The sequence below is a fragment of the Stenotrophomonas sp. P5_A8 genome, assembly GCF_056400545.1.
The window spans coordinates 1-21,766 of sequence record NZ_JBFULB010000025.1; the positions used below are offsets into that span (position 1 = coordinate 1).

Here is a 21,766-nt window from a genome sequence, read left to right on the forward strand (position 1 = left end):
GGAGCGGGGTGTACGTCGATGCCGGCGCCATCCTGGTCCACGAACGGGGAGCGGGGTGTACGTCGATGCCGGCGCCATCCTGGTCCACGAACGGCTGGCCATCGTCGACCCGGCCGGCGGTTCGCAGCCGCTGCTGTCCGAGGACGGCGGGCTGGCGCTGGCGGTCAACGGCGAGATCTACAACCACCGCGAACTGAAGGCCGAACTGGCCCAGCCCTATGCGTTCCAGACCGGTTCGGACTGCGAGGTGATCAACGCGCTGTACCGGCAGGACAGCCCGGCCGCGTTCCTCAACCGCCTCAACGGCATCTTCGCCTTCGCGCTGTGGGACCGCGACCAGCAGCGCGTGCTGATCGCGCGCGATCCGATCGGTGTGGTGCCGCTGTACTGGGGTCATGACAAGGACGGCCGCCTGGTGGTGGCCTCCGAGCTGAAGTCGCTGGTGGATATCTGCGCCGATGCGGCGCAGTTCCCGCCTGGCCACTGGTACGACAGCGCCACCGGCACGTTGACCCGCTACTACGAGCGGCCCTGGCGCGACTACGATGCGGTCGAAGGTGTCGAGGCCGACCTTGCTGCGCTGCGCGAGGCCTTCGAGCGCGCCGTGCACCGCCAGTTGATGACCGACGTGCCCTATGGCGTATTGCTGTCCGGCGGCCTGGACTCCTCGCTGGTGGCCGCGGTGGCCGCACGCTACGCGCGCCATCGCGTCGAGGACGGTGATAAAAGCGAGGCGTGGTGGCCGCGTCTGCACTCCTTCGCCATCGGCCTCAAAGGCTCACCGGACCTGGCCGCCGCAGCGATCGCCGCCGAAGCGCTGGGCACGGTGCACCATGGCTTCGAGTACACCTTCGAAGAAGGCCTGGACGCATTGCCCGAGGTGATCCGCCACGTGGAAACCTACGACGTCACCACCATCCGCGCCTCCACCCCGATGTTCCTGCTGGCGCGGCGGATCAAGGCGATGGGCGTGAAGATGGTGCTGTCCGGCGAGGGCAGCGACGAGATATTCGGCGGCTACCTGTACTTCCACAAGGCGCCCAACGCACGCGAGTTCCATGAGGAACTGGTGCGCAAGCTCGACGCACTCAACAACTACGATTGCCTGCGTGCCAACAAGTCGATGATGGCCTGGGGCGTGGAGCCGCGCGTGCCGTTCCTGGACCGCGAGTTCCTCGACGTGGCCATGCGCATCGACGCGCGCCACAAGATGGTCGGGCAGGGGCCGCAGGGCGCACGTCGCATCGAAAAGGCGGTGCTGCGCGAAGCCTTTGAAGGCTATCTGCCCGATTCGATCCTGTGGCGGCAGAAAGAGCAGTTCAGCGATGGCGTCGGCTATGGCTGGATCGACGGGCTCAAGGCGCATGCCGACGCGCAGATCAGCGACCGGGTGATGGCCGCGGCCGACAAGCGGTTCGTGCACAACCCGCCGCAGACCAAGGAGGCGTACTACTACCGCCACGTCTTCGAGCAGTACTTCCCGACCCAGGCCGCGGCCGAAACGGTGCCGGGGGGCAAGTCGATCGCGTGCTCGTCGCCAGCGGCGATTGCCTGGGATGCCAGCTTTGCCAGCATGGCCGACCCCTCCGGCCGTGCGGTGGCCGGCGTGCACGAGCAGGCGCTGGCCTGATCGGCGCATGCGCTGCACGGCGCAGCCGCGCCGTGCAGCGGTAGAATCGCCCCTCAATCGATGGGGATCGGTAATGGAAGCAGATACCACCGGCGGCATGCGCCGCAGCGGGCTGGCGTGGCGTTACCTGGGCTGGGTGGCGCTGCCACTGCTGGTTGGCCTCGCGCTGGCACGCTACGCCGGCCCGAACGTTGCCGTGCAGGCGGCCCGCGCCGAGTCGTCGCTGGGCACCGACTGGGCCGCCCACCTGCACGCGCCGCTGGGTCTGTTCCTGATGCAACTGCTGACGCTGCTGCTGGTGGCCAAGGGCGCCGGGTGGCTGTTCCGGCGGTTCGGCCAGCCGGGCGTAATCGGGGAAATGGCCGCCGGCCTGATGATGGGGCCGTTGGTGCTGGGGGCGTTGTTGCCGCAGCTGCATGGCGCGCTGTTCCCGCCCGCGTCGCTGGGGTCGCTGGGCCTGCTCAGTCAGTTGGGCGTGCTGATGTTCCTGCTGGTGGCCGGGGCCGAACTGGACCTGGGCGGGCTGCGCGGGCGTCGTCGCTTCGCCTTCGTGGTCAGCCATGCCGGCATTGCGGTGCCGTTCGTGCTTGGTGTCGGGCTGGCGATCTGGTTGTACCGCGCGCACGCACCGAGCGGGGTCGGCTTCACCGGCTTTGCCTTGTTTGTCGGCATTTCATTGAGCATCACCGCCTTCCCGGTGCTGCTGCGGATCCTGGCCGACCGCGGCATGACCAGCACGCCGCTCGGGCAGACCGCGATCGCCTGCGCTGCGCTGGGCGATGCCACCGCGTGGTGCCTGCTGGCGCTGATCGTGGCCGCCGCACAGGCGCAGGGGTGGGGGCCGGCGACGATCAACCTGGTCTGCGTGGTGGCGTTTGTCGGCGTGATGCTGGCGGTGGTACGGCCATGGTTCTCGCGGCAGGTGATCGCCCCCGGCCAGGAAGGGCGCTGGCTGCTGGTGATGCTGCTGATGGCACTGGGCTGCGCGCTGGTGACCGAAATGCTGGGCATCCACGCGCTGTTCGGCGCGTTCGCCGCCGGTGTGGCGGTCTCGGGCAATGCGACGTTGCGACACACCGTGGCGACCAAGGTCGAGCCGTTCGCAGTGACCCTGCTGTTGCCGTTGTTCTTCGCCATGACCGGCCTGCGCATGCGCGCCGATGCATTGCAGGCCAGCGATCTGCTGCTGTGCCTGGCGGTGATCGGAGTGGCCACGCTGGGTAAGCTGATCGGCACCTGGAGCGCGGCCCGCGGTGCCGGCATGGACAACCACGAAGCGTGGAAGCTGGGTGCGCTGATGAACACCCGCGGTTTGATGGAGCTGATCGTGCTCAACCTGGGCTACGAGCTGGGCTTCCTCGGCGACCGCTTGTTCGCGGTGCTGGTGATCATGGCGCTGGTGACCACGGCCATGACCGGCCCGCTGTTGAACTGGATGGAGCGCGGGAGGGGCAGGGCCGGTGCCACGACGTAGCGCCGACCGTGGGTCGGCTGCTGTCCACCACGGTGCGCCCTCGGTTGAAGGCCTGTGCGGGCGATGTAGAGGCCGGGAGGCGCGCAACTGCAACTGATTCCGATTAGATCATTGGATTTCCGGATGCGGCACCATGGCGGCCATCGATCCACCAGGAAGCTCCCCCATGAAAGGCAATCCGGACGTCATCGCGTGTTTGAAGGAACTGCTGCGCGGCGAATTGGCTGCGCGTGACCAGTACTTCATCCATTCGCGCCGCTACGAGGACCAGGGCCTGTTCGCGCTGTACGAACGCCTGAACCACGAGATGGAAGAAGAGACCCAGCACGCCGATGCGCTGCTGCGCCGGATCCTGTTCCTGGGCGGCACCCCGGACATGCGACCGCATGCGTTCGAGCCCGGTGTGACCGTGGAAGAAATGCTGCAGAAGGATCTGGACACCGAATACAGCGTGCGCGACAACCTGGCCGCCGGCATGAAGCTGTGCGAGCAGCACCAGGATTACGTGAGCCGCGACATGCTGCTGGTGCAGCTCAAGGACACCGAGGAAGACCACGCCTGGTGGCTGGAACAGCAGCTGGGCCTGATCAAGCGCATCGGCCTGGCGCTGTACCAGACCAGCAAGATGGATGCCAAGGGAACGGCGGCGCACTGACGCGCTTCAGCCCCACGATGTGCTGCGCACATCGCGGGTCCCGGCGTATCCGTTCGGGCATCGCGGGGAGCCGGCCAACGGCCGGCACTACCGACGCCTTGGTTCCACCGCGCGCCAGCCAGCCTTCGCCAGCACGCCGCATCAACCCCGCGTCCGCCCGCCAGCATCCGCCAGCCAGCCGACGTTCAATGACCCGTCCTGCCATAGGTTGACACCTGTGGCGGATGATTCAGCCGCCGTCAGGCGGCCAAGGACGCCCGATGGACTGCATCGGGCGTCTGCATTTTAAGGGACAGGTGCGGTCGCTCGGCGTTATAGATCGCCACCGACTCGGCCACCATCTGCCGTGCCTGCGCCAGGTCCCGAGGGCGATGCAGCAGGAATTCGCCTTTCAAGATCCCATTTACCCGTTCTGCCAGCGCATTCTGGTAGCAATCGTAGCCGTCGGTCATCGAGCAGGTCACACCGTGCGTGGTGTGGATCTTCTGGTAATAGTCCGAGCAGTATTGGATGCCTCGGTCGGAATGGTGGACCAGACGTTGGCGCGTTTTTCGTCCTTTCAGCGCCATCTGCAACGCCTGAGCGACCTGCTCGGTCTGCAGGGTGTCGTGCACGCTCCAGCCAACGATCTTGCGTGACCACGCATCGGTAATCAGGCTCAAGTACACGAACTTTCCTTGCGTCGGCAGATAGGTAATGTCGGCTACCCAAACCTGTTCGCTACCGGTGGGTACCACGCGCCCCTCGCCAGCCTTGAGCAGGTTGGGGTGCCGTCGGAAGCGGTGATGGCTGTCGGTGGTCTTGTGATATGCCCGCCGCATCGGAACCAGGAGCCGAGCATCACGAAGGACGCCAAACAGGCGGTCCCGCCCCATCGCGATCCCTGATGCCTGCAGTGCCGGCCTGATCAGACCGTGCAGCTTGCGAGTGCCGATGCGTGGCTGACGCGCCCGATAACCCCCCACTAAAGCGATCGCCCGTGCGCGCTCGGCCAACTGCCGTTGCTGGCGATGGCCACCTTGGTAGTACGCCTGCCGACTGATGCCGAAATGTCGGCAAGCCCTTGCCACGCTTACGCCTTGGAGGCGCCCTTGCGTGAGGACTTGCCGGAAGGCTTTTTTACGATGCGTACCCCGTAGTCCTCTTTGAGGACCTCGACGATGGCTTCGAAAAGCTGCGCTTTCTCGTTGGCCTCCCGCAGTTGCACCTGCAAAGCCTTGATCTGCTGTTCCGGCGTCAGCGGCTTGGCCGCCGCGCTTTTGGGTGAAGTGGTCATGGGGGCAGATGATGCACCACCTGACCAATCCTGCCGACCATGGCGGCGAAGCCAGCCAAGCACAGTGCTCCGTCCTTGGATCCCGTATCGCTCCTGGGCCTTTTTGTAGGTCAGTTCCCCGCGCTCGACCTGGTCGACCACCGACAATTTGAAGGCCAGCGAGTAATCCCGCTGGCTGCGCCTGAGTGTTGAATCCATTGAACATTCCTCTTCCTGTGGGAAAAGGTGTCAACCCAATTCAGGACGGGTCACGGGCAAGAAAAAAGCCRCCTGGATGACCAGGYGGCTTYYGTCTTGGTGGGCTGTCAAGGATTCGAACCTTGGACCTATTGATTAAGAGTCAACTGCTCTACCAACTGAGCTAACAGCCCTGAAAACTCAGGCGCACATTGTAGCGTGTGTGCTGCCTTTTGCAACTCTGATTCACTTTCGGTGAACCAGTTTGAATCAGTGGGGTGGCTGAGGGGACTCGAACCCCCGACCACCGGAATCACAATCCGGAACTCTAACCAACTGAGCTACAGCCACCACTGAAAACTTTGCTTCCTGACGCATGCACCCGATGGTGCGCCCGACAGGAATCGAACCTGTAACCGCCGGCTTAGAAGGCCGGTGCTCTATCCAGTTGAGCTACGGGCGCCCTGGCTGGATTATCGCATTTCAATCCTGTTTTGAGCAGGCTTGGTCGGGGTAGAGGGATTCGAACCCCCGACATCCTGCTCCCAAAGCAGGCGCGCTACCAGACTGCGCTATACCCCGGTGGTAAATCCCTCGAGGTTCCCCCCGAAAGAGTCGGCTATTGTGGGAATCTGCGCAGCATCTGTCAACGCTTATTTCACGTTGTCGTACACGTCGCGTCCCGACCGCTGCGTATCGGCTATGCTCGCCGCAGCGGTCGGATGGCCGGAACCCTACCCCTTCAAGGAGATTGGCAATGCGCAGCGGCAATCCCGCACTTTCCGAATCGACGTTCCTGGATCTTGCCAGCGGCTCGGTAGTGACCTCGCCCGACCAGGCAATGACCATCAACGGCACCGTCAACAAGACCGGCCTGCTGCTCCTGTTGACCGTGCTTACCGCAGCCTTCGCCTGGAGTCAGTCGGTGGATGCCGCTGGCCTGCCGACCGGCGGGGCAATGCTGTACACCGTGGCCGGTGCGATCGGCGGCCTGGTGCTGGCACTGGTGACCATCTTCAAGAAGGAATGGTCGCCGGTCACCGCGCCGATGTACGCGCTGGTCGAAGGCCTGTTCCTGGGCGCGATCTCGGCGGTGTTCAACGCCAAGTTCCCGGGCATTGTGATGCAGGCGGTGATGCTGACCTTCGGCACGATGTTCGTCATGCTGGCGGTGTACCGCAGCGGCCTGATCAAGGTCACCGAGAACTTCAAGCTGGGCGTGGTCGCGGCCACGGGCGGCATCGCGCTGCTGTACCTGGCTTCGTTCGTGCTGAGCTTCTTCAACATCAATGTGCCGATGATCCACCAGGGCGGCTGGATGGGCATCGCCTTCAGCCTGTTCGTGGTGGTGGTGGCCGCGCTGAACCTGGTGCTGGATTTCGACTTCATCGAGAACGGCGCCGAAGCCCGCGCACCCAAGTACATGGAGTGGTACGGCGCGTTCGGCCTGATGGTCACGCTGGTGTGGCTGTACGTGGAATTCCTGCGCCTGCTGTCGAAGATCCAGCAGCGCTGAGCCGCTCGATCCGCACCTTCAAGAGGGCGCCCCCGGGCGCCCTTTTTCATGCGCGCTCGCCAGCCGCCGAGCCCGCCCCGCCCGTCTGCCCGGCGTAATGCGCGGCCAGGTAATCCACCAGCGCGCGCACCTTCGGGGCAAGCGCACGCGCATGCGGATACAGCGCGAAGTAGCGGCGCTGTCCGGCGTGCCAGCCGGGCAGCACGCGGATCAGGCGACCGGTGCGCAGATCCTCCTGCACGGTCAACGCGGTGAACAGGCTGATGCCCATGCCCGCCAGCACGGCGGCATACAGCGCCGGGGTGGCATCCACGTGCAGTCGCTGGCCGGCCTCGACGCTGGCGCTGGCCCCGCGCGGCCCCTGCAGTTCCCAACGCGCAGCGGTACCGGCCGGGCTGAAGGCCAGCAGCGCGTGTTTGTCCAGGTCAGCGGCCTGCCGCGGCAGGCCATGGGTGGCAAGGTAGGCCGGCGCGGCGACCAGGATGCGCGGGCAGCTGGCCAGTTCACGGGCAACCAATTGGCTGTCCGGCAGCGTTGCGGCGATGCGCAGCGCCAGGTCGAATCCACCGCCGACCACGTCGACCAACTGGTCGTCGGCGGAAAGGTCCAGCGCCACCTGCGGATAGCGTGCAAGGAACCCCGGCAGCCAGTACGGCAACTCCTGGCTGGCCACCACCTGCGGCACGGTGATCCGCAGCCGTCCGCTGGGCGTGGCCTGCCCTGCACGGGCACGGTCATCGGCCTGGTCCAGCCGCTCCAGCAGCGCCACGGCCTCGCGGTAGTAATCGCGGCCGGCCTCTGTCAGCGACAGCCGTCGGCTGTTGCGGTCGAGCAACCGGACCTGCAGGTGCTCTTCCAGTTGCCGCAGTTGCCGCGACATGGCCGAGTGGGTGGTGCCCTGCCGCTCGGCGGCAGCGGTGAAACTGCCGGCGTCGACGATCGCGCGCAGCGCACGCAGGGCGGCGAAGTGATCCATCGGCAGGCAGCTCCGGTTGGCAGGGCCCGCCGGATGCGGGCCCTGCCAGCTTATCAAGCGCCGTCGCTCGACTTGCGCACCGGCAGCGCCAGGATCGCCTCGGTGGCCATGACATCGCCGAACGCGTCGTCGATCTGTGCCAGCGACGCTTCGTGCAGCGCGCGGTGGCCGATGCGCTTGCCGCCGGCCAGGTCGAGGTCGCGGCTGGCGCTGGCGTCGGAGGACACGATCACCCGATAGCCGCGCGGGGCCGCGGCCGCGTCACGGGCGGCGCCCACCACGCAGGCATGGGTCTGCAGGCCGGTGACGATCAAGGTGTCGATACCGGCGTCCTGGAGCACCTTGTCCAGCGCGGCGGCCGAGGCGCCGGCGAACACGCTCACGTTGTCCTTCTGGATCACGGTTTCGCCGCTGCGCGGCTGCATGTCGCGGTGGAAGGCCACATTGACGCTGCCCTGAGCGAACAGCGGCGCGCCGGCCGGCAGCACATGCTGCACGTGGATGACGCGGATGCCGTTGGCATCGGCGAAGTCGACCACACGACGGGCCTGGGCCAGCGCGGCCACGCCATCGGGAATGACCATGCGGCCGCCGGCAAAGCCCGGGGCGGCACTGGCGTCGAAATACTCGTTCTGGAAGTCGATCACCAGCACCGCGGTTTTTGCGGCATCCAGCGCGGTAGCGCTGGGCGCACCGGCCAGCTGGCGGATGGTGGGATGGCTCGGTTCGGCGGCAACCGCCGGGGCGATGGCGGCCATGCCGATCAGACTGGCCAGGCCAAAGGTGGTGAGGTTCATGGGAGTGCTCCTGTGCGTGGAAGGTGGGCACAGGATGCGCGCCGACCTGTGCGCCCACCAGCCATCTTCCTGCACGCCATCTGTGCGGGAACTGCACAGATAACGTTCCAGGCACGCCAACGCAACGGGGCGCCCGAAGGCGCCCCGCTGTGGATTCACCAGTGTCGCCGGACCGCTTACAGGCGGCTGGCGATGGCCTGGGCGAAGCCCATGGTGTTGCCGGTGCCGCCCAGGTCGCCGGTCAGCGAGTCCTTGGCTTCCAGCGTGGCCACGATGGCCTTGCGCAGGCGCTCGGCGTTGTCGGTCTGGCCGACATGGTCCAGCATCTGCGCGGCTGCCAGCAGCAGCGCGCACGGATTGGCCTTGCCCTGCCCGGCGATGTCCGGCGCGGTGCCGTGCACGGCTTCGAAGATGGCCGCGTTCTCACCGATGTTGGCGCCCGGGGCCAGGCCCAGGCCACCGACCAGACCGGCGCACAGGTCGGAAATGATGTCGCCGAACAGGTTGGTGGTCACGATGATGTCGAACTGTTCCGGACGCATCACCAACTGCATGCAGCAGTTGTCGACGATCATTTCCTGGAACTCGATTTCCGGGTACTTGGCCGCCACTTCGCGCGCCACGGCCAGGAACAGGCCCGAGGTCGACTTGATGATGTTGGCCTTGTGCACGGCGGTGACCTTCTTGCGGCCGGTGCTGCGGGCCAGCTCGAAGGCGTAGCGCACGATGCGCTCGGAGCCCTTGCGGGTGATACGGGTGCCCGAGAACGCGGTCTCGCCATCGGCCGACACTTCCTGGCCTTCGGCCAGGTAGGCGCCTTCGGTGTTCTCACGCACGGTGATCAGGTCCACGCCGTCGCCAAAGCGCGACTTGGTGTTCGGGAAGGACACCGCCGGACGCACGTTGGCATACAGGTCGAAATGACGACGCAGGCTGACGTTGATCGAGGTGAAGCCGCCACCGACCGGGGTGGTCAGCGGGCTCTTCAGGGCGATCTTGTTGCGCGCGATCGATTCCAGCGTGGAGGCCGGCATCAGGTCGCCGTGCTTTTCCAGCGCGACCAGGCCTGCGTCGGCGTCTTCGTATTCAAAGCCGGTGTCCAGCTTGCCGAGCACGAACAGGGTAGCGTCCATGATCTCCGGGCCGATGCCGTCGCCGCGGATGACCGTGATTTTCTGCGTCATTGATGTGTAGTCCGAACCGAGGGGGAGCGCCGTCCGTCAGCTACGCGGAGCACGGGCGCAAGGGAAGTTTCATCGGCAATTATGCCTGACCCGCCCAACGGACCCAAATCCGCCATTGGTGGTAGTGACGTCCGCTGGCCGGCAACAAGGCGGTCCCACCCCACGGTAGCCACCGACCGTCGGTCGGTGGGCACACCTTGTCGAACATGAACGAAAACCCGCCGGCGCGTCGCCGGCGTCACCCGGGGCGGGCCGCACGGCGGCCCTGGACCTCAGTGTTCGTGAACGGCCGGGGCGTCCGCGCCGCCTTCGAGCTGGTCGAGGAAATCGACGGCGCGGCGCAGGTGCGGGATCACGATCGAGCCGCCGACCACCAGGCCGACCGAGAAGGTCTCGAAGAACTCTTCGCGGGTGACCCCGGCGTCCTTGCACTGGGCGACGTGGTAGCTGATGCAGTCATCGCAGCGCAGCACCATCGAGGCGACCAGGCCCAGCAGCTCCTTGGTCTTCACATCGAGCGCGCCAGCCTGGTAGGTCTGGGTGTCGAGCGCGAAGAACCGCCGCACGACCTGGTTGGGCTCGCCGAGGATGCGCTGGTTCATGCGCTGGCGGAATTCGGTGAATTCGGCGATGCGATCCTTGCTGCCGTCGTCGGCCGCGCTCATGCCGGGCCCTGCCCGGCCAGCAGCGGCTCCAGCTTGCCGGCGCGATGCAGGGCCATCATGTCGTCGTAGCCGCCCACATGGACGTCACCGACGAAGATCTGCGGCACGCTGGTGCGGCGGGTCTTGGCCATCATCTTCTCGCGCTCGACCGGATCCAGGTCGATCCGCACTTCGGTCCAGTCGCGACCCTTGCTCTTGAGGAAGTTCTTGGCAGCCACGCAGTAGGGGCAGACCGCGGTCGAATAGATGGTGATGGCAGGGGCCCCACCCGGGTTGGACGCAACATCTTGGCTCACGGGAAACTCCACGGACAAACGAGTGTCTGTACATGGTAGCTGGCTGCTGGATTTTCCACGTCATCACCGCAACACTGTGGATTAACCGCAGATTTGCATGGCGCCTGTCACGCTGCCGCCTGGTCCCCTGCCCCGCCCGTCCTGGAGCTTCGATTGCGCCCTCTGCTGCTCTCCGCCGCGCTGACTCTCGCCCTGGCCGCGCCGTTGGTGTCCGCGCAGGAGTCCAAGCTGCCCGACATCGGCTCCTCGGCCGGTGAACTGCTGACCCCGGCCCGCCAGGCCGAATACGGCGGGATGATGCTGCGCGAGCTGCGCAACTACGGCTACCTGCTGGACGACCCGCTGGTGGACGACTGGCTGCAGACCATGGGCGCCCGGCTCGGCTCCAACAGCGCCCAGCCGCGCCAGTCGTACACGTTTTTCATGCTCAAGGACCGCCAGATCAACGCCTTCGCCACCCTGGGCGGGTACGTGGGGGTCAACGCCGGCCTGGTGCTGACCGCCGAGCGTGAGGACGAGGTGGCGGCGGTGCTGTCCCACGAAATCGCCCATGTCACCCAACAGCACGTGCTGCGCGGGGTGGAACGGGCCCAGCGCGACCAGATCCCGATCCTGCTGGGCATGCTGGCGGCGGTGGTCGCCGCGCAGCAGGCCGGCGGCAATTCCTCGGGCGATGCGACCATGGCCGCGATCACCTCCGGCATGGGGCTGATGCAGCAGCGCCAGATCAACTACACCCGCAGCAACGAATCCGAGGCTGACCGCCTGGGCATCCGCACCCTGGCCCGCAGCGGCTACGACGTGGATGCGATGGCCGGCTTCTTCGAACGCATGTCCGCCTCGATGCGCGGCAATGCCGGCGGCTACTCGGTACCGGACTTCCTGCAGACCCACCCGGTCACCACCACCCGCATCAGCGAGGCCAAGGCCCGCGCCGAGCAGATGAAGAAGGACACCGTGCTGCTCACCACCGAGGTGCCCGGCGGAGTCCGCCAGGAGCGGGTGAACCCGGCCGATCCGGCGTTGTCCGATCCGATCGTGCGCGGCAACAATCCAATGCTGCCGGCCTCGATGCAGATCTCGGTCAACAGCCTCAGCCGCGGCGCCACCGGCCAGTTCGAATGGGCACGCGAGCGCTTGCGCGTGCTCAGCGCCGATACCCCCGGCGATGTGGTGCGTGAATACGAAAACCTGCAGCGCGCGCAAAAGCAGGGGCTGACCCAACCGCAGCGCTATGGCCTGGCCCTTGCGCGGCTGCGCAACAGCGGCGCCGGCGAGGCCCGGCGCGACCTGACCGAGCTGCTGCGCGACCACCCCGACAACCTGTGGGTAGCGCTGGCGCTGGGCGAGGCCGAATCGCGTTCGGGCCAGCCGAACCAGGCCAATACGCGCTTTGAGACGCTGCTGCGCCAACACCCGGGCAGCCGTCCGGTGGCGCTGACGTACGCGGAGATCCTCAACGAACAGGGGGGCCGCGAGGCCGGCCAGCGGGCCCAGGCGATGCTGCGCCCGTTGCTGTCGCAAAGCGGCAATGATCCGGTGTTCCAGCTGCGCTACGCCCGCGCCAGCGAACTGGCCGGCGATACGGTGCGCGCCAGCGAGGCCTACGCCGAAGCGGCGTTCCTGAACGGTCGCCCGGAACAGGCGCTGATGCAGCTCCAGGCGCTGAAGAAGCAGCCGGCACTGGACTACGTGGGCCGTGCCCGGGTCGATGCGCGCATCGAGAGCATCACCCCGACCGTGCTGGAAATGCGCCGCCAGGGCATCCGCGACCCCGAGCTGGAGCGGCGCTGAGCCCGCTGGCGCCCCGGCGGCAGATGACGGCGCCATGGCAGTTGCAGGCAGTGTGGGCCAGGGCCGTCACAAACATGTCATGAAACCGTAGTCTACTGGGCTCAATCCCGGTCTGATAAGCAATACGGTGCCACGTGCAGAAACGCATTCTGATCGTCGATGACGAACCCGCGATCCGCGAAATGGTCGCCTTCGCCCTGCGCAAGGGCGACTACGACCCGATCCATGCCGGCGATGCCCGCGAGGCGCAGACGGCGATCGCAGACCGCGTCCCGGACCTGATCCTGCTGGACTGGATGCTGCCCGGCACCAGTGGGCTGGACCTGGCCCGACGCTGGCGCAAGGAAGCCCTCACCCGCGAGGTGCCGATCATCATGCTCACCGCGCGCGGCGAAGAGAATGATCGCGTCGGCGGCCTGGAAGCCGGTGTCGACGACTACGTGGTCAAGCCGTTCTCGGCCCGCGAGCTGCTGGCCCGCATCCGAGCGGTGATGCGCCGCGCCCGCGACGATGACGAAGACGGCAGCGTCGCGGTGGGTTCCATCCGCATCGACGGCGCCGCCCACCGCGTCTTCGCCGGTGACCAGCCGGTGCCGATCGGTCCGACCGAATACCGCCTGCTGCACTTCTTCATGACCCACCCCGAGCGTGTCTACACCCGCGCGCAGCTGCTGGACCATGTGTGGGGCGGCAGCGTGTACGTGGAAGAGCGCACCATCGACGTGCACATCCGTCGCCTGCGCAAGACCCTGGAACCGTTCGGCGCGGAAAACATGGTGCAGACCGTGCGCGGCGCCGGTTACCGGTTCTCGACCTCGACCTGAGTCTCGTCGGGCCGGTGCCTGGCCATTGCGCCCGGTGCCGGCCACTCCTGCTATAACCTTGGATCGCGTCCGAGGACCGCACCTTCTGCGAGACCGCAATGCCCCGCCACATCCGCTCTGCCTGGTTGAAAACGCTGGCCACCCTCGCCGCCCTGCTGCTCGCGGCCGGCGTGCTGGGCCTGGTGGTCGGACATGTATGGATGTGCATCGCACTGGCCTCCATCGGCGCGCTGGCCTGGCACTACTGGCGGCTGCGCCGGGTGCTGCGCGGGCTGACCGCCCGGCATCGCTGGGACATGGGGGACGGCACCGGCGTGTGGAACGAGCTGGACCGGCTGCTGTACCGCAACCAATGGGAAATGCGCACGCGCAAGCGACGCCTGCTGGACATGCTGCGCAGCTACCGCGCCGCCGCCGCCGCGCTGCCCGATGCGGTGGTGGTGGTGGACCGCAACAGCCAGCGCGTGCAGTGGTTCAACGAAGCGGCCACCTCGCTGCTCGGCCTGCACCACCCCGGCGATCTGGGCGAGGCGCTGGTGCAGCGCCTGCAGCCGATGCCGCTGGCCCACTGGCTGGCTGGCGGACGCAATGCCGAGCCGATCCTGGATGTGCCCTCGCCGGTCGATCCGGCCATCCGCCTCAACCTGCGCCTGATCCCCTATTCGCCCGATTACTGGCTGCTGATCGCCCGGGACGTAAGCAAGCTGCTGCGCCTGGAACAAGTGCGCCGCGACTTCGTGGCCAACGTCTCCCACGAGCTGCGCACGCCGCTGACAGTGGTGCACGGCTACCTGGACATGATGGAGCCGGAAGACTTCCCCGGCACCGGCCCGATGCTGGAAGAAATGCGCAAGCAGTCCCAGCGCATGGCCCAGTTGGTTGAAGACCTGCTGACCCTGTCGCGGCTGGAATCGCAGGAACACACCGAGGAAGAAGCGGTGGCGATGGCGCCGATGCTGGCCACGCTGCGCCGCGAGGCCGAGGCGCACAGCCAGGGCCGCCACCAGATCAGCGTGGTCGACAACGCCGGTATCGACCTGCAGGGCTCCAACAAGGAACTGCACAGTGCGTTCTCCAACCTGGTCACCAACGCGGTGCGCTATACCCCGGCCGGTGGCCGCATCGAGGTGGAACTGGCGCGCGAAGGCCAGGGCGCGGTGCTGTCGGTGCGCGACACCGGCTACGGCATTCCCGCCACCCACCTGCCGCGCCTGACCGAACGTTTCTACCGCGTATCGAGCAGCCGATCGCGCGAAAGCGGCGGCACCGGCCTGGGCCTGTCGATCGTCAAGCACATCCTGGGCCTGCACCACGCGCGCCTGGAGATCCAGAGCGAGGTCGGCAAGGGCAGCGTGTTCTCGTGCCACTTCGACGCCGACCAGGTGCGTGCACGCACCGAAACGGCCTCCCTTCCTTCTGCAGAAGACTTCTCCGCATGAGCACCCTCGTCCCGATCGCCGTGCCGGTGGACAACGATCCGCTGCGCGACCCGGCGCTGTACATCAACCGCGAACTGTCGCAGCTGGACTTCAACTTCCGCGTGCTGGCCCAGGCCATGGATACGCAGGTGCCGCTGCTGGAGCGCCTGCGCTTCATGTGCATCTCCTGCACCAACCTGGACGAGTTCTTCGAGATCCGCGCCGCCGCCGTGCGCCACGCGCAGGAGTTCGGCCTGCCACCGGCACCGGACGGGATGACCCCGCAGGCGATCCTCAACTCGATCCACGACCGCGCCGCGCAACTGGTGGACCAGCAGTACCGCTGCTGGAACGAGACGCTGCGCCCGGCGCTGCACGAGGCCGGCATCGACGTGCTCGGGCGCCACTCCTGGAACCATCGTCAGAAGCGCTGGCTGCGCGCGTTCTTCCGCAACGAGATCATGCCGGTGCTGTCGCCGCTCGGCCTGGACCCGTCGCATCCGTTCCCGAAGATCCTCAACAAGTCGCTGAACATTGTGGTGGTGCTCAAGGGCACCGACGCGTTCGGGCGCGCCGGCCACCTGGCGATCGTGCGCGCGCCGCGTTCGCTGCCGCGCATCATTCAGCTGCCGGAAAAACTCGGCGGCCCGCAGACCTATGTGTTCCTGTCCTCGGTGCTCTCCACCTTCGTCGATGAGCTGTTTCCGGGCATGGAAGTCCAGGGGGCCTACCAGTTCCGCGTCACCCGCAACTCCGAGCTGGTGGTGGACGAGGAAGAAGTGGAGAACCTGGCACTGGCGCTGCGCGACGAGCTGGTCGACCGCGGCTACCGGCCGGCGGTGCGCCTGGAGATCGCCCAGGACTGCCCGCGCGACATCGTGCGCACGCTGCTGCAGAACTTCGGCCTGACCGAGAACGCGGTCTACCGCATCGACGGCCCGGTCAACCTCAACCGCGTGATCCAGCTGTACGACCTGCTGGCCCGCCCAGAACTGAAATACCCCACGCTCAACCCGCGCGTGCTGCGCGATGGCGACGGCATCTTCGACGTGGTGTCGCGCAAGGACGTGCTGCTGCACCATCCCTTCGATGCATTCACCCCGGTGCTGGACCTGATCAAGCAGGCCGCGGTGGATCCCAACGCGCTGGCGATCAAGCAGACGCTGTACCGCACCGGCAAGGATTCGCAGATCGTCGATGCGCTGATCCAGGCCGCGCGCAACGGCAAGGACGTGACCGTGGTGGTCGAGCTGCGCGCGCGCTTCGACGAGGAAGCCAACCTGGGCCTGGCCGATCGCCTGCAGGAAGCCGGCGTGCAGGTGGTGTACGGCGTGGTCGGCTACAAGACCCACGCCAAGATGCTGCTGATCGTGCGCCGCGAAGGCCGCAAGCTGCGCCGCTACGTGCACCTGGGCACCGGCAATTACCACAGCGGCACCGCGCGCGCGTACACCGACCTGAGCCTGATCACCGCCGATCCGGATATCGGCAACGACGTGCACCTGCTGTTCCAGCAGTTGTCCGGGCTGGCGCCGCGGACCAAGCTCAAGCGCCTGCTGCAATCGCCGTTCACCCTGCACCCGGGCCTGCTGCAGCGCATCGATCGCGAAACCCGGCTGGCCGCCAGTGGTCGCCCGGGCCGGATCATCGCCAAAATGAACGCCCTCAACGAACCGCAGATGATCCGCGCGCTGTACGCCGCCTCGCAGGCCGGTGTGCAGATCGACCTGATCGTGCGCGGCGCCTGCACGCTGCGCCCGGGCGTGCCGGGGGTGTCGGACAACATCCGCGTGCGCTCGATCGTTGGCCGCTTCCTCGAACACAGCCGGGTCTACTGGTTCGGCAACGATGGCGCCGCCGAGCTGTACTGCGCCAGCGCCGACTGGCTGGAACGCAACCTCCTGCGGCGGGTGGAGACCTGCTTCCCGATCCTGGACCCGGAGCTGGCGCGAAAGGTGTACCGCGATGTGCTGCAGAACTACCTGGACGACAACCTCAATGCCTGGGAACTGCAGGCCAACGGCGAGTACGCCAAGTGCACCCCGGGCCACGACGAGCCGCCGCACTCGGCCCAGATGACGTTGATGCAGGGTCTGTAGGTGTACGCGTCATCGCGTGCGCGCTGCGGCCCCACGGCTTGCTACGCAGGCCGCTGGGCCCTCTTGCCACCACCCACAGCCCGCGCCGGTTGGTGCGCCCCCTGACTCAGGGGGCCATGCCCGCAGATGCATGGCGGTAGTGATGGCCGTTGATCGCCAGCGTCATGAACCGCTGCGACCCCACGTCGCAGCCCATGTGAAGGCCGCGCGGTGACTTCGCGCCCCACCCATCGGCTAACATTCGACCATGCCGCATACCTCCACGACTCCGCCCGCCCTGCAGGATGGCGATCTGCTCGCCGCCATCGACCTGGGTTCCAACAGTTTCCACATGGTCATCGCGCGTTACACGCTTGGGCAGCTGCGGGTGGTCGACCGCCTGCGCGAGACCGTGCGCATGGCCGACGGCCTGGATGGCAAGGGCGGCCTGTCCGCCGAGGCCCGCCAGCGCGCGCTGGAATGCCTGGCGCGGTTCGGCCAGCGCATCCGCGCGATCCCGCCGGCACGGGTGCGTGCGCTGGCCACCAACACGGTGCGCCAGCTGCGTTCGCCACATGCCTTCCTCATGCCGGCCGAAACCGCGCTCGGGCATGCCATTGAAGTGGTCAGCGGCCGCGAAGAGGCGCGCCTGATCTATCTTGGCGTCGCGCATGCGCAGCCGCCCAAGCCCGACCAGCGCCGGTTGGTGATCGACATCGGCGGTGGCTCGACCGAGTTCATCATCGGCCAGGGCATGCAGACCTTGGAGCGCGAAAGCCTGCAGGCCGGCTGCATCGCCAGCACGCGGCGTTTCTTCCCGGGCGGCAAGCTCAGCCGCAAGCGCTGGAAGGACGCGCTGACCGAGATCGGCGCCGAGTTCCAGCAGTTCGCCACCAAATACCGTTCCCTGGGCTGGCAGGAAGCGCTGGGCTCCTCGGGCACGCACAAGGCGATCAGCGAAATCTGCGCGACCATGAAGCTGAGCAAGGGCGCGATTACCGCCGAGGCGCTGCCACAGCTGCGCGATGAGCTGCTCAAGGCCAAGCGCATCGAAGACATCGACCTGCCCGGCCTCTCGGCTGATCGCCGCCCGATCATCGCCGGCGGCATCCTGGTGCTCGAGGCCGCCTTCCAGGCGCTGGGCCTGCAGAAGCTGCTGGTCAGCAAGGCCGCCATGCGCGAAGGCATCCTGTACGACATCCTCGGCCGCGCCAGCGAGAACGACCTGCGCGATGAATCGGTGGCCGCGCTGACCCTGCGCTACGGTATCGACACCACGCAGGCCGACCGGGTCGAGCGCACCGCGATGAACCTGCTTGGCCAGGTCGAGGACAGCTGGGCGCTGGACCCCGACGATGCGCGCATGCTCGGCTGGGCCGCGCGCCTGCACGAGCTGGGCCTGATGATCGCGCACAGCGGTTATCACGTGCATGGCAGCTACGTGCTGGAGAACTCGGACATCGCCGGCTTCTCGCGCCAGGAACAGCAGCTGCTGGCCGCGCTGGTGCGCAGCCATCGCCGCAACATCTCCAAGTCGGCCTTCGATGCCCTGCCCGAACGCCTGCTGCAGCCGGCGCGCCGCATGACCGCACTGCTGCGGCTGGCGGTGCTGCTCAACCGCGCCCATGAAGACACCCCGATGCCGGCGCTGGAACTGACCGCCGAGGACAGCCGGTTGTCGCTGATCCTGCCCCAGGCCTTCATCGATGCCCGTCCACTGCTGCGCGCGGACCTGATCGGGGAAGCCGAAGGCATGGCCGGGCTGGGCGTGCAGTTCCGGCCGTTCGTGGCCTGACGCCTTCCCCCGCGCGTCCGTCCCGGTCGCGCGGCCACCGCGCCACAAGACAGCCTGACCGACCCGTTGTCGGGCGCGCGCGGTCGATCCGGCCCCGGCCGTCCGGCTGACCGGTTGATGTCTCACCGTGACCGTTTGCGTGTCCGCCCCGCGCCCGGCGCGGCCATATCCGCGCCAAAACCATGTTGCTTCGCAACATGTGGATACATTCAGATACACATCGACATGCATCGCATGTGTGGGCATATTCCCAAGCTATTGCTTTTGCTGAATTTTTGCTCTCACCGGAAAGCTATCGTGAAAAATTTTTCACTTTTGCTTTACAGGACCTTAACTACCGAGACTATGATCAAGAACCGGCCTGAACAGGGTCGGATTTTTGAGGCGGCGGGGACTTGGGCCCGCCACCTCTTTTTGAGTCAGTTCCGAACGAGAGAGAGACCACATGAATTCACGCACCAACGTATTGGGGCACGCGATCCGCTGTGCCCTGATCGCCGGCACCGCAGGCCTGATGGCCGCGCCGGCGATGGCACAGGACGCGCCGACCGCTACCAATCTGGACCGCATCGAGATCACCGGTTCGCGCATCCGCCAGGTTGACGTGGAAAATGCCCAGCCGGTGCTGGCCATCACCCGTACGGACATCGAACGCCAGGGCTTCAGCTCGGTGGCCGACATCCTGCAGAACGTCACCGCCATGGGCAGCCCGGCGATCAGCCGCGCCAACGTCCTGAGCGCCGGCGAGAACGCGGGCGGCACCTACATCGACATGCGCAACCTGGGCGCGCAGCGCACCCTGGTGCTGATCAACGGCAAGCGCCTGGGCATCAGCACCTCCGGCTACCAGGACGTGTCGAGCCTGCCGGTGTCGGCAGTGGAACGCGTGGAAGTACTGAAGGACGGCGCGTCGGCCATCTACGGTTCGGACGCGATGGCCGGTGTGGTCAACATCATCACCCGCCATGATGTCACCGGCGTGACCGCCAACGTCTACCACGGCCAGTACAGCCAGGGCGACGGCGCGCGCGACCGCTTCGACGTGGTCGCCGGCTGGGCCAACGACCGTGGCTCGATCACCCTCTCGGCCGAGCACACCGAAGAAAAGGCCGTGTGGGCCAAGGACCGTGGCTTCAGTGCCTACGGCAACACCGACCGTCACCCGACCGAAGCGTGGACGACCGTCAGCCAGTACGGCCAGATCACCGGCCTGCGTGGCCCGGGCTGCACCGGCACCGCCGCCTGCAGCTACTCGCTCAACCGGGGTGCCAACCCGCTCAGCCCGGCCAACTACCACCTGACCAACGCCAATGCTCCCGACGGCGATGTCAGCAACACCAACGAGCAGATGCACCTGAACTACCCGCTGAAGCGGGATTCGCTGTTCGTCGATGGTCGCCTGAACATCACCGACGACATCCGCTTCAGCACCCAGCTGGGCTACAACAAGCGTGACTCCAGCCGCCAGATCGCCGGCTACCCGCTGCAGTCGTCCACGGCCGGCATCGGCCCGATGTCGATCGACAGCTACTTCAACCCGTTCGGTCGCAAGAACGGCTACGCCACCCCGACCGCCGTGGCCTGGAACCACCGCACCTGGGAAGTGCCGCGCGTCAGCGACAGCTCGCTCAAGACCTACCGCGCCGTGGCCGCCTTCGATGGTTCGTTCAACATCGGCGAGCGCTACTTCGATTGGGAAGTGGGCTACCAGTACAACAAGAACGAACTGCGCCAGCACGCCACCGGCAACCTGCACAAGGAACGCGTGAAGAACGCGGTCGGCCCGTCGTACTTCAACGCCGCCACCGGCAAGGTCGAGTGCGGCAGCGCTGCCGCCCCGATCGCCAACTGCATGGTGTGGAACCCGCTGATCGCCGCAGGCGTGACCGACCCGTACGGTCTGACCGGCAACCAGGCGCTGATCGACTACCTGATGCCGGCGGAAGACTCCACCGGCAAGACCGTCGGCAAGAACTTCTTCGCCACCATCGCCGGCTCCATCGTGACGCTGCCGGCCGGCGACCTGGGCTTTGCGTTCGGCCTGGAAAACCGCAAGGAAACCGGTGAGTTCATCCCCGATGCGCTGGCCCAGACCGGCGCGACCACCAACCTGGCTTCCGGCCCGACCGGCGGCAGCTACAAGGTCAAGGAAGCGTACGTCGAGTTCAACGTGCCGGTCCTGGCCGACCTGCCGGGTGCCAAGGAACTGACCTTGAACGCGGCGACGCGCTTCTCGGACTACGACACCTTCGGCAACACGCTCAACAGCAAGTTCGGCTTCAAGTGGCGTCCGATCGACCAGATCCTGGTCCGCGGCACCTGGGCCGAAGGCTTCCGCGCCCCGACCATCGCCGACCTGTACGGCGGCGGCTCTGAAACCTTCACCACCGGCTATGCCGATCCCTGCGATACCGTCTACGGTCCGTCGCGTACCAGCGCCGCCGTGCGCGCCCGCTGCGCCCGCGACATCGCCAATGCCGACACCTACCGTCAGCTGAAGCAAGGCAACGTGCCGATCACCAGCAGCACCGACCAGACCCCGGTGCCGTTCACCAATGGCTCCAATCCGCTGCTGCAGCCGGAAACCTCCAAGAGCAAAACGCTCGGCGTGGTGTGGAGCCCGAGCTTCATCAGCAACTTCAACGTGTCGCTGGACTGGTGGAAGATCCGCATCGACAACACCATCGTTGCCGACAGCCCGAACCAGATCCTGATCGACTGCTACGAGCAGGGCATCGATTCGCGTTGCGCACAGTTCACCCGTGACCCGGCGCTGGGCATCGTCAACAAGCTGAACTACGGCAATCGCAACGCCGGTTTCCTGGAAACCGAAGGTTACGACATGGAGCTGACCTACCGTCTGGACACCGACGCGATGGGCAAGTTCAGCACCAACTGGTCGACCACCTACGTCAGCTCCAACATCTACCGTTCCACCAACGACACCAGCGTCGTGCCGACCCCGACCAACGGGATCTCCACCAACGCCACCAGCGGCTTCCGCGTGCGCTCCAACCTGACCCTGGGTTGGGACATGGGCAACTTCGGCATCAGCTGGACCGCGCGTTACTACTCTGGCGTCAAGGAGCAGTGCCTGAACGCAACCGCGCATCCGGATGAGTGCTCCGATCCGGGCGTGCGTGCGCCGTGGTACTCCGGTACGCGCAACTACAACGAGCGTGGTTCGGTGACCTTCCACGACGTGCAGTTG

Annotated in this window: 16 protein-coding genes and 4 tRNA genes; 10 read left to right on the top strand and 10 right to left on the bottom strand. The window is 66.6% G+C overall.

What is annotated here, in order from left to right:
• The 3 genes from asnB to bfr form a co-directional block, all read left to right on the top strand.
• A partial coding sequence (gene asnB, locus AC1DQP_RS03440; protein ID WP_478051107.1) for an asparagine synthase B occupies positions 1-1,630 on the top strand: 1,630 nt, incomplete at its 5' end.
• Between the two features lie 73 nt (positions 1,631-1,703).
• Positions 1,704-3,104: a cation:proton antiporter gene (locus tag AC1DQP_RS03445; protein WP_457321380.1), complete on the top strand. Its 1,401-nt coding sequence runs from the start codon at positions 1,704-1,706 to the stop codon at positions 3,102-3,104.
• Between the two features lie 166 nt (positions 3,105-3,270).
• Positions 3,271-3,759, top strand: coding sequence for a bacterioferritin (gene bfr, locus AC1DQP_RS03450; RefSeq protein WP_256777386.1), 489 nt, complete (start codon positions 3,271-3,273; stop codon positions 3,757-3,759).
• A gap of 239 nt (positions 3,760-3,998) precedes the next feature.
• Here the strand turns inward: bfr and AC1DQP_RS03455 are convergent.
• The 5 genes from AC1DQP_RS03455 to AC1DQP_RS03475 form a co-directional block, all read right to left on the bottom strand.
• Positions 3,999-5,233 (bottom strand): IS3 family transposase gene (locus tag AC1DQP_RS03455; RefSeq protein WP_457322166.1). Its coding sequence is split into 2 segments (ribosomal slippage): positions 3,999-4,882 and positions 4,882-5,233, totalling 1,236 coding nucleotides; the frame shifts between segments, so codons are not numbered across the junction.
• Positions 5,234-5,330: 97 nt separating this feature from the next.
• Positions 5,331-5,406 (bottom strand) — tRNA-Lys (locus AC1DQP_RS03460).
• 80 nt (positions 5,407-5,486) lie between these two features.
• Positions 5,487-5,563, bottom strand: a tRNA-His gene (locus tag AC1DQP_RS03465).
• A 35-nt stretch (positions 5,564-5,598) separates the two neighbouring features.
• Positions 5,599-5,675 (bottom strand) — tRNA-Arg (locus tag AC1DQP_RS03470).
• 42 nt (positions 5,676-5,717) lie between these two features.
• Positions 5,718-5,794: transfer RNA gene (locus tag AC1DQP_RS03475), tRNA-Pro, on the bottom strand.
• A gap of 175 nt (positions 5,795-5,969) precedes the next feature.
• Here AC1DQP_RS03475 and AC1DQP_RS03480 point away from each other — a divergent pair.
• Complete coding sequence (locus AC1DQP_RS03480; RefSeq protein WP_478051108.1) at positions 5,970-6,728, top strand: Bax inhibitor-1/YccA family protein; 759 nt, start codon at positions 5,970-5,972, stop codon at positions 6,726-6,728.
• Between the two features lie 46 nt (positions 6,729-6,774).
• Here the strand turns inward: AC1DQP_RS03480 and AC1DQP_RS03485 are convergent, their stop codons facing one another.
• The 5 genes from AC1DQP_RS03485 to grxC all read right to left on the bottom strand — a co-directional run bounded on the left by AC1DQP_RS03485 (position 6,775) and on the right by grxC (position 10,646).
• Positions 6,775-7,704 carry a LysR family transcriptional regulator gene (locus AC1DQP_RS03485; protein WP_478051109.1) on the bottom strand — a complete coding sequence of 310 codons (930 nt, stop codon included), beginning with the start codon at positions 7,702-7,704 and terminating at the stop codon, positions 6,775-6,777.
• Between the two features lie 53 nt (positions 7,705-7,757).
• Positions 7,758-8,501, bottom strand: coding sequence for a cysteine hydrolase family protein (locus AC1DQP_RS03490; RefSeq protein ID WP_457318574.1), 744 nt, complete (start codon positions 8,499-8,501; stop codon positions 7,758-7,760).
• A 176-nt stretch (positions 8,502-8,677) separates the two neighbouring features.
• Complete coding sequence (locus tag AC1DQP_RS03495) at positions 8,678-9,685, bottom strand: isocitrate dehydrogenase (protein ID WP_256776272.1); 1,008 nt, start codon at positions 9,683-9,685, stop codon at positions 8,678-8,680.
• A 272-nt stretch (positions 9,686-9,957) separates the two neighbouring features.
• A complete protein-coding gene (locus tag AC1DQP_RS03500; RefSeq protein WP_256776270.1) occupies positions 9,958-10,350 on the bottom strand; it encodes a carboxymuconolactone decarboxylase family protein in 393 nt (130 codons plus the stop codon).
• Positions 10,347-10,646, bottom strand: coding sequence for a glutaredoxin 3 (gene grxC / locus AC1DQP_RS03505; RefSeq protein ID WP_256776269.1), 300 nt, complete (start codon positions 10,644-10,646; stop codon positions 10,347-10,349). Before grxC ends, AC1DQP_RS03500 begins: the two co-directional genes overlap by 4 nt.
• A gap of 153 nt (positions 10,647-10,799) precedes the next feature.
• Here grxC and AC1DQP_RS03510 point away from each other — a divergent pair, with 153 nt between their 5' ends.
• From AC1DQP_RS03510 to AC1DQP_RS03535, 6 genes are all read left to right on the top strand, one after another.
• Positions 10,800-12,440 (top strand): M48 family metalloprotease, encoded by a 1,641-nt coding sequence (locus AC1DQP_RS03510; RefSeq protein ID WP_457318575.1) that lies wholly within the window; start codon positions 10,800-10,802, stop codon positions 12,438-12,440.
• Between the two features lie 134 nt (positions 12,441-12,574).
• A complete protein-coding gene (gene phoB, locus AC1DQP_RS03515) occupies positions 12,575-13,264 on the top strand; it encodes a phosphate regulon transcriptional regulator PhoB (protein ID WP_068849561.1) in 690 nt (229 codons plus the stop codon).
• Positions 13,265-13,362: 98 nt separating this feature from the next.
• A complete protein-coding gene (phoR, locus tag AC1DQP_RS03520; protein ID WP_256776267.1) occupies positions 13,363-14,703 on the top strand; it encodes a phosphate regulon sensor histidine kinase PhoR in 1,341 nt (446 codons plus the stop codon).
• Entirely contained in the window at positions 14,700-16,781 is a 2,082-nt protein-coding gene (gene ppk1 / locus AC1DQP_RS03525) for a polyphosphate kinase 1 (RefSeq protein ID WP_256776266.1), read from the top strand. Before phoR ends, ppk1 begins: the two co-directional genes overlap by 4 nt.
• 247 nt (positions 16,782-17,028) lie before the next feature.
• Positions 17,029-18,555, top strand: a complete 1,527-nt coding sequence (gene ppx, locus AC1DQP_RS03530; RefSeq protein ID WP_457318576.1) for an exopolyphosphatase — start codon at positions 17,029-17,031, stop codon at positions 18,553-18,555.
• Between the two features lie 445 nt (positions 18,556-19,000).
• A partial coding sequence (locus AC1DQP_RS03535) for a TonB-dependent receptor plug domain-containing protein (RefSeq protein WP_478051110.1) occupies positions 19,001-21,766 on the top strand: 2,766 nt, incomplete at its 3' end.

Excerpts from the sequence above, each read along its gene's own strand:
- AC1DQP_RS03445 (WP_457321380.1), top strand. The coding sequence starts at position 1,704 with ATGGAAGCAGATACCACCGGCGGCATGCGCCGCAGCGGGCTGGCGTGG.
- AC1DQP_RS03500 (WP_256776270.1), bottom strand. The coding sequence starts at position 10,350 with ATGAGCGCGGCCGACGACGGCAGCAAGGATCGCATCGCCGAATTCACC.
- AC1DQP_RS03485 (WP_478051109.1), bottom strand. The coding sequence starts at position 7,704 with ATGGATCACTTCGCCGCCCTGCGTGCGCTGCGCGCGATCGTCGACGCC.
- ppk1 (WP_256776266.1), top strand. The coding sequence starts at position 14,700 with ATGAGCACCCTCGTCCCGATCGCCGTGCCGGTGGACAACGATCCGCTG.
- ppx (WP_457318576.1), top strand. The coding sequence starts at position 17,029 with ATGCCGCATACCTCCACGACTCCGCCCGCCCTGCAGGATGGCGATCTG.
- phoR (WP_256776267.1), top strand. The coding sequence starts at position 13,363 with ATGCCCCGCCACATCCGCTCTGCCTGGTTGAAAACGCTGGCCACCCTC.
- AC1DQP_RS03480 (WP_478051108.1), top strand. The coding sequence starts at position 5,970 with ATGCGCAGCGGCAATCCCGCACTTTCCGAATCGACGTTCCTGGATCTT.
- bfr (WP_256777386.1), top strand. The coding sequence starts at position 3,271 with ATGAAAGGCAATCCGGACGTCATCGCGTGTTTGAAGGAACTGCTGCGC.
- AC1DQP_RS03495 (WP_256776272.1), bottom strand. The coding sequence starts at position 9,685 with ATGACGCAGAAAATCACGGTCATCCGCGGCGACGGCATCGGCCCGGAG.
- AC1DQP_RS03490 (WP_457318574.1), bottom strand. The coding sequence starts at position 8,501 with ATGAACCTCACCACCTTTGGCCTGGCCAGTCTGATCGGCATGGCCGCC.